This window comes from Streptomyces roseofulvus (genome assembly GCF_039534915.1).
GTDB lineage: Bacteria > Actinomycetota > Actinomycetes > Streptomycetales > Streptomycetaceae > Streptomyces > Streptomyces roseofulvus.
In genome coordinates this window covers 7,367,172-7,381,211 of the sequence record NZ_BAAAWE010000001.1, presented here as the reverse complement: position 1 = coordinate 7,381,211, position 14,040 = coordinate 7,367,172, and the positions used below count along the sequence as shown (strand labels likewise).

Below are 14,040 nucleotides of genomic sequence, written 5' to 3'. Positions count from 1 at the left end.
TACGACCTCTCCCTCTCCGCGACCCCAGGGACACCACCGTGAACCAGCGACCCGCCCACCACCTCGACGGCAACTGCCTCGCCGGCCCGCTCGGCCAGGTCCTCACGCTCGACCCCACCACGGCCTGGTGGACATGCCCTGACTGCCGCACCGCGTCCCCGGTCGGCAGACTGCACGTCTACGGCCCCGAACCCGGCCTCACCGGCCGCTGCCCGGACTGCGCGCAACTCGCCCTGCGCGTGGTCACCCACCCCGGCCACCTCTGGCTCCAGCTCGGCACCGGCCAGGGCGCCTTCCGGTTCACTCTGCCTCCGTCCCCGTCGTAGAAACCGGAAGCGCACGGACTCGGCGGCTCCGGCAGCGCTACGACGTGCCGGTGCAGCTCGGCCACGGAGTCGTGCGCGACCTGCCCGCCGGCGAGCTCGAACGCCTGCAATGACACCGCGGCACCGCGCGAACCCGCCCGCCGAGCCGGCAGGCCGGAGCGCGGTGCGAGCCGCCCGCGCCCCCTCGGGCCACGTCCCGCCGGACTGGAGGAGCCTCGTGACCGAACGCCCTGTCGTGCTCGACCACGCCCGGCTGATCGACGGCACGGGAGCCGCGCCGGTCCCCGATGCGGTCCTCGTCGTGGAGGGCCCCCGGATCCGCTGGTGCGGGCCCACGGCACTGTTGCCGGACGACCCGGACCTACGGTCCGCGGCACGGATCGACCTGGGGGGCCGGACGGTGTGCCCCGGCTTCATCGACACCCACGTGCACTTCGCCCTGCCCGGTCCGGCGGGCGACCCCGCCCTCGGCGTCGCCGAGCACGTCACGTACCGCACCCTCAAGGTGCTCGAACGGCTCCGGACGACCCTGCACAACGGCGTCACCACGGCACGCGACCTCATGGGCCTCGACGCCGGCTTCCGCCGCGCGGTGGCCGAGCGGCGGATCGCCGGACCCCGGCTCCTGGTCGCCGTCACCATGCTGAGCCAGACCGCCGGCCACGCCGACTTCCGCCTCCCCGGCGGCGTCGACGGACTCGCGGCCGCCGTCGCCTTCCCCGGCAGCCCCTCCGGCATCGTCGACACCGTCGACGACATCCGCACCCGTGTCCGGGCCCTGGTGGCCGCCGGCGCCGACTGCGTCAAACTCGCCACGAGCGGCGGGGTCACCTCCCCGCACGACCGCCCCGAATGGCTGGGCCTGCGCCCCGAACTCGTCCGCGCCGCCGTCGAGGAGGCCGAGGCTTACGGGGGCCTGCGGGTCGCCGTGCACGCGATCGGGGAGCCGGGCATCGCCGCGGCGGTCCGGGCCGGCGTCCACAGCGTCGAGCACGGCTACGCCCTGACCGACGAACTGCGGGCGGAGATGGCCGAGCGCGGCCAGTTCCTCGTTCCCACCCTGCTGGAGACCATGGCGGAGCCCGATCCCGCCCGGGTCGGCCCGCACATCCACGCCAAGGCCGTGCACTGGCACCGCGTCGCCCAGGAGGCGTTCGCCCGCTCGGTGCAGGCCGGCGTCCCCGTCGCGATGGGCACCGACGCCGGACTGACCGCACCGCACGGCCGGAACCTGAAGGAACTCGGCCTCATGGTCCGCTTCGGCGGCATGACGCCGCTCCAGGCCATCCGCGCGGCGACCGCCGACGCGGCCCGTGTGTGCGGGGTGGACGACCTCACCGGCACGCTTGCCGCGGGGATGGCCGCGGACCTCGTCGTCTGCGGGGTCGACCCGCTCACCGACCTCGACGGTCTCGCCGACCCCTCCCACATCCACGCCGTCGTCAAGGAGGGCCGTCTCGCCGTCGACCGCGTCGGGGTGCTGGCCCCCGCGGGCCTTCCGGACCTCACCTGAACGGCGGAGAGGAACCACACCCCCGGGAAGGAGCAGACCCCGGTGCCGCCGGTGGCGGGGGCCCGGGGCGTCGGCCACGATGATCGGATGGATCGGGGGCCTCGGCAGAAAGGACCGCCATGACGGAGAACGACACCTGGGGCGACGACGTCTACCAGCCCGACGGCAGCCAGACCCAGGACGACGAGGGGCTGCTCGACGCGGGCGACACCCTCGACGGCCCGCCCGACGACCCCTACGGCGCGGGCTACTCGCCCCCCGACCGCCCCTGGGGCGCCGGTCACACCGGCGAGACCGCCGAGGAGCAGGAACACGGCGAAACCCTCGACGAACGCCTGGCCGAGGAGGTGCCCGACCTGACGGTGCCCGACGGCGACGGCATCGGCGACACGGCGGACACCGACGGGGAGGTCCTGGACGGCGAGGTCGGCGGCCGGCGGGCGGGCCGCCTCCTGTCCCCGGACCAGGACCCCGAGAGCGAGGACTGGTCGGCCATGGACGCCCAGGACGCCGGCCTGGACGGCGGCGCGGCCTCCGCAGAGGAGGCCGCCGTGCACGTCATCGACGAATGACCCGTCCCACGACCCCACGACCCCACAACAGGGGCGGACCGTGCCCGACGTCGACGAACTGCTCGACGCACGTCCGGCTTCGCCTCAGTGGCCATGAGCGGGATCGGAAGGGAGGGGCGCCGCCGCCAGGTCCTGTCCGACCTCACGTACTACTCCGGGGCCGAGCCCGTCGCCTGGACAGTGGACCCCTGGGCGGAGGGGGGCTACGGAGCTCACATGCCGCCTGGTGTGGTGAGCGCCTACGGTGACGTATTGCGCGAGCGCTCCGGCCGGATGCAATGGGCCGGCACAGAAACGGCGACCGAGTGCATCGGCTACTTCGAAGGAGCCCTTCAGTCGGGCATCCGGGCCGCCCGAGAAGTCCTCGGAGCAGGATGACTGCCCGGTACCTCCCGAGCAGAAGCTCCCCGTCCAGGGTGCACGCAGGAACTCGACGAGGCAGACCCTGCGGTCATGTGACCGAAGACGGGCGCAGAGGCTTCTCGGCACTCGCCTGATCACCGCAACCCAGTCTCGCACTCCCTTCCCCTCTCCTCACGAAGGGTTCGACCATGAACACCAACTCGCCGAAACCGACCACCACGACCGACTCCGGCGCCCCGGTGGAGAGCGACGAACACTCGCTCACCGTCGGCCCCGGCGGCCCGATCCTCCTCCAGGACGCCTACCTGATCGAGCAGATGGCGCAGTTCAACCGCGAACGGATCCCCGAGCGCCAGCCCCATGCCAAGGGCAGCGGCGCGTTCGGCCACTTCGAGGTCACCCACGACGTCATCCGTTACACGAAGGCGGCCCTGTTCCAGCCGGGCACCCGCACCGAACTGGTCGCCCGGTTCTCCACCGTGGCCGGCGAGCGGGGCAGCCCGGACACCTGGCGCGACCCGCGCGGCTTCGCGCTGAAGTTCTACACGTCCGAGGGCAACTACGACATGGTCGGCAACAACACGCCGGTCTTCTTCGTCAAGGACCCGATGAAGTTCCAGCACTTCATCCGCTCCCAGAAGCGCCGCGCGGACAACAACCTGCGCGACCACGACATGCAGTGGGACTTCTGGACCCTCTCCCCGGAGTCCGCCCACCAGGTCACCTGGCTGATGGGCGACCGGGGCATCCCGCGCAGCTGGCGCCACATGAACGGCTACACCTCCCACACGTACATGTGGATCAACGCCTCCGGCGAGCGGTTCTGGGTGAAGTACCACTTCAAGACCGACCAGGGCATCGAGTTCTTCACGCAGCACGAGGCCGACCAGATGGCGGCCGTCGACACCGACTACCACACGCGGGACCTCTTCGAGCACATCCGCGACGGAGAGTTCCCGAGCTGGACGCTGCACGTGCAGGTCATGCCGTACGAGGAGGCGGCGACGTACCGCTTCAACCCCTTCGACCTCACCAAGGTCTGGCCGCACGGCGACTACCCGCTCATCCCCGTCGGCCGGATGACCCTGGACCGCAACCCCACCGACAACCACGCGGAGATCGAGCAGGCCGCCTTCCAGCCCAACAACCTGGTCCCCGGCATCGGGCCGAGCCCCGACCGGATGCTGCTGGCCCGCCTGTTCTCGTACGCGGACGCCCACCGGCACCGCATCGGCGGCAACTACCAGCAGCTCCCCGTGAACGCGCCCGTCGTCGACGTCCACACGTACTCCAAGGACGGCGCGATGGCCTACCGGAAGACCACCGACCCGGTCTACGCCCCCAACTCCAAGGGAGGCCCGGCCGCCGACACCGAGCGGTACGGCAGCCCGCCGAGCTGGACGGCGGACGGCGAGATCACCCGGGCGGCCTACGTCTCCCACCCCGAGGACGACGACTGGGGCCAGCCCGGCACCCTCGTCCGCGAGGTCATGGACGACGACGCCCGCGACCGCCTCGTCGACAACGTCGTCGGCCACCTCCTCAACGGCGTCACCGAACCCGTCCTGGAGCGTGCCTTCGCCTACTGGAAGAACATCGACAAGGCGACCGGAGAGCGCATCGAGCAGGGCGTCCGCGCCAAGGCCGACGAGAAGGACCCCAAGGCCGCCGAACAGGGCAACCCCGCCCGCAGCTCCATGCAGCACAAGGCGTGACCGATCTCTGCGGGCACTGCCCGCCACGACGTGGCCCCTTCGCCGTTCGGCGGAGGGGCCACGGTGGCGTGCCAGCGGCTCTGTAGGTGATTCAACAGCGCACGGCTCCCCGCGCATGACCGCCGAGAAGGTCCGACTCGCGCCGGAGCGGGACGGCCCGGGTCCCGGAGCGGAACCCGGGCCGATGGCTCAGCGGTTGGGTTCCTGCATCGTGACGCAGTGGGCGCCACCGCCGCCGTTGCCGTAGAGGTTGTCGAGGTTGAGCTGGACGACCGGCCTGCCGTAGGCGGCCGCGATCGCCGACTTGGCCGCCGCGTCCTTGGCGGTGTCGCCGAACTGGGTGGTGATGACGGCCTGGTTGGTGACCGTCCAGTTCATGTAGGAGCTGAGGAAGTCAGCCTGCTTGCCGGCCGAGACACGGGGCAGGACGTCAGGCCCTTCGATGGTGAGGACCTGGAGGCGGCGGCCCCTGGCGTCGGTCGCGTTCACCAGGACGTCGTGGATGGCCCTGGCGTTCGCGGTCCAGACGTCCGGCCGTACGGCGCCGGCCAGCTGCACCATCACCACACCGGGCTTGATGTACCGGGCGGTGCCGTCGATGTGGCCGTCGGTGACGTCCTGTCCGGTGACGCCGGGCAGCCAGATCATCTTGGTGGCGCCGAAGCGGGACAGCAGCTCCGCCTCGATCTGGCTGCGCGACTTTCCGGGGTTGCGGTTGCTGTTCAACCAGCAGCTCTCGGTCGCCATCAGGGTGCCGTCACCGTCGTACTCGATGCCGCCGCCCTCGCCGACCACGGACGCGTTGGCGAAGGGGGTGCCCACGTAGGCGGCGACCCGGCCGGCGAGCACGCGGTCCTTGGAGTAGGCGGAGTAGGGCAGGCCGTAGAAGGTCGTGGCGTTCTCGCCCCAGGCGTTGAAGTTCAGGCCGAAGGAGTCGAGGCCGCCGGCTCCGTCGACGCGGAACAGCGGGCCGGTGTCCCGCATCCAGCAGTCCGAGACCGGGATCGAGCTGATCACCGAGACGGTGGTCCCGCACATGCTCCGGGCCTGCGAGGCGGCCGACGAGCCGTCCGCGCACATCACGACCGGCTCGTACTTGGCGACTTCCTTGGCGAGCTTGGCTATGTCGGCCTGGATCCTGGACAGGGTGTTGCCCCAGATCGTGTAGCTGGACGGCCAGGCCATCCAGGTCCGCTTGTGCGGCGTCTCCTCCCCGGGTACGCGCCAGGACGCGGCCCGGGCCGGCTGGATGCCGCCGAGTACCGGTCCCACCGCCAGTCCGGCCGCGACCGCTCCGGTTCGGGCCAGGAGGGTTCTGCGGTTGATGCCGGGCCGGTCGCCTTCGTGCTCTGTCTTCACGTGGTGCTCCTTCTCTCAAAGGTTCTGTACGTGCGGGCGCGGGTGGCTCAGTGCAGTCGTTCCAGCAGCCCCTCCTCCCGGACCAGCCGGCGCTCAGTATCCAGATCGAGGCTCCGGGTGAAGGCCCAGTAGAGGGCGCCGGCCACTGGCAGGCCGACGAAGATCGAGCAGTCCACGCCGCCGAGGAGCTTCGCGGCGGGGCCGACGTAGAGGCCGGTGATGACCATGAACGGCGCCATGCAGGCGAGGCCGATGCCATAGGCGAGATTGCCCCGCCAGCCCCAACGGCCGTAGATGCCATGCGGGTTGAAGATCTCCTTGACGACGTACTGGCCACGCCGGACGAAGAAGAAGTCGACCAGGTTGATGGCCGTCCACGGGATGAAGAGGTAGGTCAGCACCACGACCACGTGGGCGAAGAACCAGTTGAACTGGTCGATGCCGACCGCCGTGGAGACCGTCCCGACGGCCACCAGCATGATCCCGATCGTCGCGACGCGGATGGTCCGCGTCGGCTTGACGGGCCGGAACGAGTCCACGATCGAGATCATGGTGAGGCTGCCGCCGTACTGGTTGATCGCCATGATGGAGAGCAGTCCGACGAGCAGCACGACGACCGCGACCGTGCCGAATCCGCCGAACAGGCGGTCCGCCGCCAGCTTCAGGGCGGTGACCGGATCGGTGCCCTCGGGGGCGCCGGCCGAGACCACGGCCCCGAGGACGAAGACCCATATCCCGGAGATCGCGCTGGGCAGGTACGTCCACCAGAAGGTGCTGCGGACCGGGACGTCGGGTCTGAGGTAGCGCGAGTAGTCCGAGACGTACGGCGCCCAGCCCAGCTGGAAGCCGGCGACGAAGACGAACACGAGCATGAAGGGGGCGAGTTCGAACGGGCCCGGGTTCCACGCACCGTCCGGCAGGCCGCCGCCGAAGAGGGCGGCGGCGGTGATCGCAGCGGTGATCACGACGAAGGGCCAGGTGAGCCACCGGTTCAGCCGGTGGATCCAGTCGTACCCCAGGAGGGCGATCGCCGTCGCGACCGCGGCGGCCAGCAGATAGCCGAGCTCGTTGGGGACGCCGGTGAGCAGGTTCATGGCCTGACCGGACAGCAGGGCGTCCGACGTGTTGAAGGCCACGTAGTTGACCAGGGCGAAGACCCACACGGTGAGCGCGGCTCCGAGATAGCCGAACTGGGGCCGCGACTGGACGAGTTGCGGCAAGCCCAGCTGGGGCCCCTGGGCCGAGTGGAACGCCATGAAGAACGTGCCGAAGAGTGACCCGAGGACGGTGGCGACCACCGTCCACACGAGCGAGGCCCCCATCGAGAGCGTCACGACGCCGGTCGCCAGGCCGGTGAGGTTGAGGCTGCCCACGAACCAGATGGCCCCGACGTGCGAGGGTTTGCCGTGCCGTTCGGAGAGCGGCACCCAGTCGATCGAATGCAGCTCGATGCCCGGATGTGGTGCGGAGTCGTGGTACTCCGGGACAACTGACCCCATGGGGGCTCCTGTTCGGGGTGGGTGGGTCCGTGAAAGGCCGGTCGCGGCGCCGGCCTGCTCGTCGGCGTCACGCGGCGCGCGCCCACCCTAGGGACTGACTTAAATTTCAGTCAATGGATCGGACGGAACTCGCCCTCCCCCGTTGCCGTCATGTCCTCTCAGGCCACGGGCTGTTGCTGGGTGACGCAGTGGATGCCGCCGCCGCCCGTTCCCAGGCGGTCGATGTTCAACTGCTCGATGCGGCGGTCGGGGTAGAGGCGGTTCAGGGTCGCCCGTGCGGCCTCGTCCGCCCTCCTGTCGCCGAACTGGGCGGAGATGACGGCGTCGTTGCAGAGGTAGAAGTTGGCGTAGGAGGCGAGGAAGTCCCTGTTGGTGGAGCGGATCTTGTTGTAGTCCGGGCCCTGGAGGCGCATGACGTCCATCTCACGGCCTGCGGCGGTGGTCGAGGCGGAGAGGGTGTCGTACTGACGGCGGGCGTCGCGGGCGTAGGCGTCGTTCTCGGACGGGAGGGGCGTCTGCACAAGGGCCTCGCCGGGGGCGAGGAAGCGGGAGGTCGCGTCGACGTGGTCGTCGGTGATGTCCTGGCCGTAGACGCCGTCGAACCAGATGACCTTGGACGCGCCGTACGCGGCGCACATCGCCCGCTCCAGCTGCCGCTCCGACACGCCGGGGTTGCGGTTGCGGTTCACCAGGCTGCTGCGGGTGGCCATCAGGGTGCCGGCGCCGTCCTGTTCGATGGCGCCTCCCTCGCCGACCAGGTCGGCGTAGGTGAACGGGACGCCCACGTGGGCGGCGATCCGCTCGGCGACGAGGGCGTCCTTGGCGTGGGTCTGCTTGTCGCCCCAGCCGTTGAAGTTGAGGCCCACGGCGTCGAGGCCGCCGTAGCCGTCGGTGCGGAAGACGGGTCCGGTGTCGCGCATCCAGCAGTCGTCGACGGGGATGGAGCTGATGACGGTGACGGTGGAGCCGCACATCGAGCGTGCCTTGGCGGCGCTGCCGGGGTTCGCGCACATGACGACGGGCTCGTACTTCGCGATCGTACGGGCGATGAGGGCGATGTCCGCCTGGACGCCGCCGAGCCTGCCGGGCCAGATCGCGGTGCTGTCCGGCCAGGCCATCCAGGTGCGGGTGTGGCGTACGTCCTCGATGGGGACGCGGAAGACGCCGGCGGCGGGGGTGGCGTCCGCCCGGTTCTGGACGGCCGCGGCGACGGCGGCGCCGGCGGCTGTCAGGCCGGCGGCGGCGAGGAACCGGCGCCTGTTGAGGCCGGGACCCGCGTGGCGGGCGACGGCGTGATCGTTCATGGGGACCTCCGGTGTGGTTGTGGGGAGTTCGGTGGGGTCAGAGCGCCCTGCGGGCGGCGGCGATCGCCTCGGGGTCCCAGCCCGGGCGGGGCACGGATTCCAGCAGGAGCCGCGTGTACGGGTGCCGGGGTGCGGCGAGCACCTCGGTGGTGGGGCCCGCCTCGACGACGCGGCCCCGGTGCATGACGATGACGTCGTCGGTGACGCAGCGGACCACGCCGAGGTCGTGGGTGATGAAGAGGAAGGCGATCCCGGTCTCCTCGCGGATGTCGGCGAGGAGGTTGAGGATCTGGGCCTGGACGGAGACGTCGAGGGCGGCGACCGCCTCGTCGAGGACGAGGACGGCGGGCTCCACGGCGAGCGCGCGGGCGAGGGCGACGCGTTGGCGCTGTCCGCCGGAGAGCTGTTTCGGCCGCGCGTCGGCGGCGCGGGTTCCGAGGCCGACCTGGTCGAGGAGTTCGTGGATCCGCCGCTCGTGGTCGGTGCGGGTGTCGGGGAAGTGCAGGCGCAGGGTTTCACGCAGCACCTGTTCGACGCTGGTCCTGGGGTCGAGAGACAGGTAGGGGTCCTGGAAGACCATCTGCACCTCGCGGGCCCTGGCCAGGCGCTGAGCCTTGCCGCGGGCGCGGCTGGGCCGGGCCCGGCCCCGTACCCGTACCTCCCCGTCGTCGGCCCGCTCCAGGCCGACGACGATGCGGGCGGTGGTGGTCTTGCCGGAACCGGATCCGCCGACGACGCCCAGGGAACCGCCCTCGGGCAGGGCGAACGAGACGTCGTCGACGGCGCGGACGTTTCCGAAGGCGCGGTGGAGGCCGACGGCCTCCAGTGCGTTGTCAGGCATCGACGGAGCTCCCTTCGAGCCGGTCGCTGTGGTGGCAGGCGGCCCGGTGGTGCGGCTGTCCGGGCGCGGGCAGCGGTTCGGGAGCCTGGTGGTCGCAGATCTCCGTGGCCAGGTGGCAGCGGTCGGCGAACGGGCAGCCGTGCAGTTCCTTCCGCAGGTCGGGGGGCTGGCCGTCGATGGCGGCGAGCCTGCCCGGCGGGGCGTCGAGGCGGGGCGTGGAGGCGAGCAGCGCCGAGGTGTACGGGTGCCGAGGCCGCGCGAAGAGGGCTTCGGCGGGTCCGCTCTCCGCGATCCGGCCGGCGTACATGACGTAGACGCGGTCGCTGATGGCGGCGGCGAGGTCGAGGTCGTGGGTGACGAAGAGCAGGCCGGTGCCGAAGCGTTCGCGGAGTCGCGCCAGGAGGGCGATGACCTCGGCCTGGGTGGTGACGTCGAGCGCGGTGGTCGGTTCGTCGGCCAGGAGGAGGGCGGGGTCGCCCATCAGCGCGGCGGCGATCATGACGCGTTGCAGCATGCCGCCCGAGACCTGGCCGGGGTACGTGCGCAGAGCGGTGTCGTCGAGGCCGACGGCCTGGAGGAGTTCGGTGGCGCGCGCGATGGCGTCCGTCCGGCTCGTGCTCCCGGTCAGGATCACGCTCTCCGTGAGGAAGTCGCCGATGCGGCGCATCGGGTTGAGGGCCGCGCGCGGGTCCTGGAAGATCATGGACACCGTGCTGGTACGCAGGGCGCGCAGCTGGGCGGTGTTCATCGTGAGCACGTCCTGACCGCTCACGCGGACGGCTCCCTCGATCGTGGCGCCGGGCGGCAGCAGCCCGAGAGCGCTGCGTGAGGTCAGGGTCTTCCCGGAACCGGACTCGCCGACGAGGGCGACGGTCTCGCCGGCGGCGACGTGGAGGTCGACGCCGTCCAGGACGGGGCGGGCCGTGCCGGGCAGGGTGATCCGCAGCTCTCGGATGTCGAGCGTGGGTGTCGGTGGGGTCAGCGGTCTCATGGGGACCTCCTGGCGACGCGGTCGGCCCAGCGTTCTCCGACCACGTTGAAGGCGACGACGGTCAGCACGATGAACACGCAGGGCAGGACCGCGGAGAGCGGGTAGCCGTGCTGGATGGCGGTCTGTCCGTCGAAGACCATGCGGCCCCAGTCAGGGGTGAGCGCGGGGACGCCGAGGCCGAGGAAGGACAGGCCGGCCAGGTCCATGAGTGCGTAGCCGAAGTTGATGGTGGACTGGGCGAGGACGACGGGGGCGATGTTGGGCAGGACGTGGCGCAGGCAGATCTGGAGGGCCGAGTGTCCCTGGACCTGGTAGGCGCTGACGTAGGGGCGTTGGCGTTCGGCCAGGACGAGGGAGCGGGTGAGCCGGCTGACATAGGGCAGGTAGGCGATGGAGAGGGCGACGACGGGGGCGAGCAGTCCTTCGCCGTGGACCGAGATGATCAGGATGGCCAGGAGCATGCCGGGGAACGCGAAGACCAGTTCGGTGGAGCGGGAGAGGACGGAGTCGAGCCAGCCGCCCCGCCAGCCCGCGGCCATACCGATCGCGACACCGGCGACCGTGGAGAAGACCACGACCCCGAGGGGTCCCAGGAGCGAGGTGCGGGCGCCGAGGAGCAGCCGGGAGAGGGTGTCGCGCCCGGCGGCGTCGACGCCGAGCGGGTGCTCGGGGGTGGTGCCGGCCAACGCGTTGCCGAGGTCGACGGCATTGGGGTCGTGGGGCACGAGCCACGGCGCGAGGAGTGCGGCCGTGGTGACGAGGGCGACGAAGCCGAGGCAGACCAGGTACAGCGGGGACCGGGCGGTGCGGATCCTGGACAGTCCGGGCCGGCGGGTGAGGACGGCTGTCATACGGAGGAGCTCCTCGATCCGAGAGTGATCCGCGGGTCGACCAGGGGCAGCACCAGGTCGACGATCAGGTTCACGGTCATGAAGAGAGCGACGATGATCAAGGAGATGGCCTGGACGGTCGGGAAGTCCTTGGTCGTGGTGGACAGTTCCAGGAGCTGGCCGACGCCTCCGATGCTGAAGGCGGTCTCCACGAGGATCGTGCAGACCAGGAGGGTGGAGACGATCAGGCCGCCGGTGGTGAGGACGGTGCCCAGTGAGTTGCGGAACACGTGGCGGCTGATGACGTGGCGCTCGGGGACGCCGCGGCTGCGGGCGACCGTGACGTGCTCGCTGTCGAGGGCTTCGAGCATGGCGGACCGGGTGACACGGGCGAGCATGCCGATCAGATAGAGCGCGAGGGCGATCGCGGGCAGGGTGAGGTGCCAGACCTTGTCGAGGAAGCCGTCGCCCGAACCGCTGCTGGGGAACCAGCCGAGGTTGACGGCGAAGAGTCCCTGCAGCAGTACGGCGGCGACGAAGGAGGGCGTGCCGACGGCGAGCGTCGTCCCGATCAGGATGGCGGAATCGGTGCCGCCGCCGCGTACGGCGGAGAGCCGGCCCAGGGCCAGGCCGATCACGGCGACCACGACGAGCGCCATCACGACGAGCAGCAGCGTGGTGGGGAGGCGGTCCGCCAGGAGGCGTGAGACGTCGGTGCGGTACGTGATGGACCGGCCGAAGTCTCCTTGGACGATGTCGCCGAGCCAGCGGAGGTACCGGACGAAGAAGGGGTCGTCCAGGTGGTACTGGGCGTTGATCGAGGCGAGGGCCTCCGGGGAGGCCGAGCGTCCGGAGAGCAGGAAGCTGGCCGGGTTGCCCGGAGCCAGGTACATGGCGCCGAAGACCACGAACGACGCACCGAGCAGGGTGGCGGCCATCTCCGCCACCCGGCGTACGGCGAATCTCAGGAAGTTCACTTCGCGGCCCCCGCGTCCGCGGCCCCGACGTCGGCGGCCCCGACGTCGGCGGCCCACGGGTAGTACATGTACGCGATGGTGGTGGGGGCGCCGGTGATCCTCTTGTTGAGGAAGACCGCGGTGGGCCACTCTGCGACCGGGATCCACAGCAGCTGCTCGGCGGCCAGCTTCTGGAGTTCGGCCTCGATCTTCATCCGCCGGTCCGGCTCGTAGACGGCGGTGGCCTGGTCGACGAGGGTGTCGTAGCGCTTGTCGCTGTGGCCGGCGAAGTTGAGGTAGGCGCCGGTCTTGAAGTTCGTCAGCAGGTCGAGCGGATCGGTGATCGAGTTGTAGTAGGTGAGCGGGAACATGTCGATGCCCTCGCGCGCCTCGGGATCGGTGAAGAGCGCGGTGAAGGCGTTGGGGGCGATGGTCTTGAGGTTGATCCTCAGGCCGATCCTGCTGCCGGCGGCCTGGACGGCGGTGGCGAGGAGGGAGACGTCCTGGCCGATGGAGCTGGTGGCGACGGTCAGGGTCTTGCCCGTGGCGCCGGCCTCCTTGATCAGCGCCTTGGCCTTCTCGAGGTCCTGGGTGGCGGGCGGAAGCGCGGCGAACGCGGCCTGCCGGGTCTGCTCCGAGGCTCCGGCCCAGGCGGCACGTGTGGTGAGCGAGTTGGTGACCGTGCCGGCACCGCCGAGTCCGGCCTGGGCGAACCCGGACCGGTCGAGGGCCAGGGACAGGGCCCGGCGGACGCGGACGTCACCGAGCGGGCCCTTCATGTTGGTGATGTTGACGTTGACCGTGCTCAGGCCCTCGCCGAAGTACAGGGTGCCGAGACCGCTGTCGCGGAGCCGGGCGTAGCTTTCGGTGGGGATGAGGTAGCCGCCGTCGATCTCTCCGCTGAGCATGGCGTTGGTGCGGGCCGAGGGGTCGGTGATGATCCGGAAGACGGCCTTCTTCGCCTTGGCCTTGGGGCCCCAGTAGCCGTCGAAGCGGGTCAGCTCGATCGCCTGGCCCTTGCTCCACGTGCCGAGTTCGAACGGTCCCGTGCAGGCGAGTCCGCCGGTGGTGCCGTAGTCCTTGCCCGCGGCCTCGACGCCGGCCTTGGAGGCGATCACACCCGCGGCGGTCGCCATGTACTGGGGGAACTGGGAGTCGGGCTTCTTGAGCTTGACGGTGACCTGGAGGGGACCGGTCTTCCGTACGGATGCGACGTTCTGGAAGTTCTGGGCCCAGGCGGCGGCGTTGTCCGGGTCCGTCTGACGGCCGAGGCTGTGGACCACGTCGTCGGCGCTCATGGTGCGGCCGTCGTGGAAGCGCACGCCGGAGCGCAGGTCGTAGACCCAGGTGGTGGGGTCCGGGTTCGACGCCCTTCGTGCCAGGCCCGGTTCCAGGGTGAGGCCCGGTGTCCAGCGCATCAGGCTCTCGCACACGTTGGACAGGATCGTGTTCTGCGGATAGTCGAAGGCCACCGTGTAGTCGAGCGTGGGCGGCTCGGCGTAGACGGCCCAGGTGAAGGAGTCGATCTCGCCGCGAGCCGGGGGCGTGGACGCGGAGAGTGTGACCGGGGTGCCGGCACCGGCGTGCCGGGGAGGACCGGAGCAGGCCGCGAGGGCGGCGAGGGAGGCCAGGACGGCCGTCGTCGCGGCGATCCGGCGGTATCTGCCGTAAGGGCGTCTGCTGCCGGGGCGGTGCGGTGTGGTCATCGTCGCGCGCTCTTTCCGTGAGGGGGCGGGGAGCCGGAGGACCGCCGGAGCGGCCCTCCGGAAAG

General features: G+C 70.9%; 13 protein-coding genes. 5 read left to right on the top strand and 8 right to left on the bottom strand.

The genetic code is table 11. From position 1 onward, the window contains the following. The first annotated feature begins 38 nt into the window (after positions 1–38). The 5 genes from ABFY03_RS33975 to ABFY03_RS33955 all read left to right on the top strand — a co-directional run bounded on the left by ABFY03_RS33975 (position 39) and on the right by ABFY03_RS33955 (position 4,489). Positions 39–326, top strand: coding sequence for a DUF6510 family protein (locus ABFY03_RS33975; RefSeq protein ID WP_346171762.1), 288 nt, complete (start codon positions 39–41; stop codon positions 324–326). Positions 327–543: 217 nt separating this feature from the next. Then, a complete protein-coding gene (locus ABFY03_RS33970) occupies positions 544–1,839 on the top strand; it encodes a metal-dependent hydrolase family protein (protein ID WP_346171761.1) in 1,296 nt (431 codons plus the stop codon). Positions 1,840–1,958: 119 nt separating this feature from the next. After that, positions 1,959–2,411, top strand: coding sequence for a DUF5709 domain-containing protein (locus ABFY03_RS33965; protein WP_346171760.1), 453 nt, complete (start codon positions 1,959–1,961; stop codon positions 2,409–2,411). 93 nt (positions 2,412–2,504) lie between these two features. Continuing rightward, complete coding sequence (locus ABFY03_RS33960) at positions 2,505–2,789, top strand: FAD-dependent oxidoreductase (protein ID WP_346171759.1); 285 nt, start codon at positions 2,505–2,507, stop codon at positions 2,787–2,789. 173 nt (positions 2,790–2,962) lie between these two features. Beyond that, complete coding sequence (locus tag ABFY03_RS33955) at positions 2,963–4,489, top strand: catalase (protein ID WP_346171758.1); 1,527 nt, start codon at positions 2,963–2,965, stop codon at positions 4,487–4,489. Positions 4,490–4,678: 189 nt separating this feature from the next. On the opposite strand, the gene ABFY03_RS33950 is transcribed toward ABFY03_RS33955, so the two are convergent. The 8 genes from ABFY03_RS33950 to ABFY03_RS33915 all read right to left on the bottom strand — a co-directional run bounded on the left by ABFY03_RS33950 (position 4,679) and on the right by ABFY03_RS33915 (position 13,975). After that, positions 4,679–5,848, bottom strand: coding sequence for an agmatine deiminase family protein (locus tag ABFY03_RS33950; protein WP_346171757.1), 1,170 nt, complete (start codon positions 5,846–5,848; stop codon positions 4,679–4,681). 47 nt (positions 5,849–5,895) lie between these two features. Beyond that, positions 5,896–7,347, bottom strand: a complete 1,452-nt coding sequence (locus tag ABFY03_RS33945) for a purine-cytosine permease family protein (protein ID WP_346171756.1) — start codon at positions 7,345–7,347, stop codon at positions 5,896–5,898. A gap of 158 nt (positions 7,348–7,505) precedes the next feature. Then, positions 7,506–8,651, bottom strand: coding sequence for an agmatine deiminase family protein (locus ABFY03_RS33940; RefSeq protein ID WP_346171755.1), 1,146 nt, complete (start codon positions 8,649–8,651; stop codon positions 7,506–7,508). A gap of 37 nt (positions 8,652–8,688) precedes the next feature. Beyond that, positions 8,689–9,492 (bottom strand): ABC transporter ATP-binding protein, encoded by an 804-nt coding sequence (locus tag ABFY03_RS33935; protein WP_346171754.1) that lies wholly within the window; start codon positions 9,490–9,492, stop codon positions 8,689–8,691. Further along, positions 9,485–10,483, bottom strand: coding sequence for an ABC transporter ATP-binding protein (locus tag ABFY03_RS33930; RefSeq protein WP_346171753.1), 999 nt, complete (start codon positions 10,481–10,483; stop codon positions 9,485–9,487). Before ABFY03_RS33930 ends, ABFY03_RS33935 begins: the two co-directional genes overlap by 8 nt. Further along, positions 10,480–11,334 carry an ABC transporter permease gene (locus ABFY03_RS33925; RefSeq protein WP_346171752.1) on the bottom strand — a complete coding sequence of 285 codons (855 nt, stop codon included), beginning with the start codon at positions 11,332–11,334 and terminating at the stop codon, positions 10,480–10,482. The genes ABFY03_RS33930 and ABFY03_RS33925 overlap by 4 nt, the downstream gene beginning before the upstream one ends. Continuing rightward, on the bottom strand, positions 11,331–12,290 hold the full coding sequence (locus ABFY03_RS33920) for an ABC transporter permease (protein WP_346171751.1): 960 nt from the start codon (positions 12,288–12,290) through the stop codon (positions 11,331–11,333). The genes ABFY03_RS33925 and ABFY03_RS33920 overlap by 4 nt, the downstream gene beginning before the upstream one ends. Beyond that, positions 12,287–13,975: an ABC transporter substrate-binding protein gene (locus tag ABFY03_RS33915; protein WP_346171750.1), complete on the bottom strand. Its 1,689-nt coding sequence runs from the start codon at positions 13,973–13,975 to the stop codon at positions 12,287–12,289. Before ABFY03_RS33915 ends, ABFY03_RS33920 begins: the two co-directional genes overlap by 4 nt. Positions 13,976–14,040 lie beyond the last annotated feature (65 nt).

What these genes read in the sequence shown, in the direction of transcription:
- ABFY03_RS33965 (WP_346171760.1), top strand. Translation starts at nt 1,959, where the DNA reads ATGACGGAGAACGACACCTGGGGCGACGACGTCTACCAGCCCGACGGC.
- ABFY03_RS33960 (WP_346171759.1), top strand. Translation starts at nt 2,505, where the DNA reads ATGAGCGGGATCGGAAGGGAGGGGCGCCGCCGCCAGGTCCTGTCCGAC.
- ABFY03_RS33955 (WP_346171758.1), top strand. Translation starts at nt 2,963, where the DNA reads ATGAACACCAACTCGCCGAAACCGACCACCACGACCGACTCCGGCGCC.
- ABFY03_RS33945 (WP_346171756.1), bottom strand. Translation starts at nt 7,347, where the DNA reads ATGGGGTCAGTTGTCCCGGAGTACCACGACTCCGCACCACATCCGGGC.
- ABFY03_RS33940 (WP_346171755.1), bottom strand. Translation starts at nt 8,651, where the DNA reads ATGAACGATCACGCCGTCGCCCGCCACGCGGGTCCCGGCCTCAACAGG.
- ABFY03_RS33935 (WP_346171754.1), bottom strand. Translation starts at nt 9,492, where the DNA reads ATGCCTGACAACGCACTGGAGGCCGTCGGCCTCCACCGCGCCTTCGGA.
- ABFY03_RS33930 (WP_346171753.1), bottom strand. Translation starts at nt 10,483, where the DNA reads ATGAGACCGCTGACCCCACCGACACCCACGCTCGACATCCGAGAGCTG.
- ABFY03_RS33925 (WP_346171752.1), bottom strand. Translation starts at nt 11,334, where the DNA reads ATGACAGCCGTCCTCACCCGCCGGCCCGGACTGTCCAGGATCCGCACC.
- ABFY03_RS33915 (WP_346171750.1), bottom strand. Translation starts at nt 13,975, where the DNA reads ATGACCACACCGCACCGCCCCGGCAGCAGACGCCCTTACGGCAGATAC.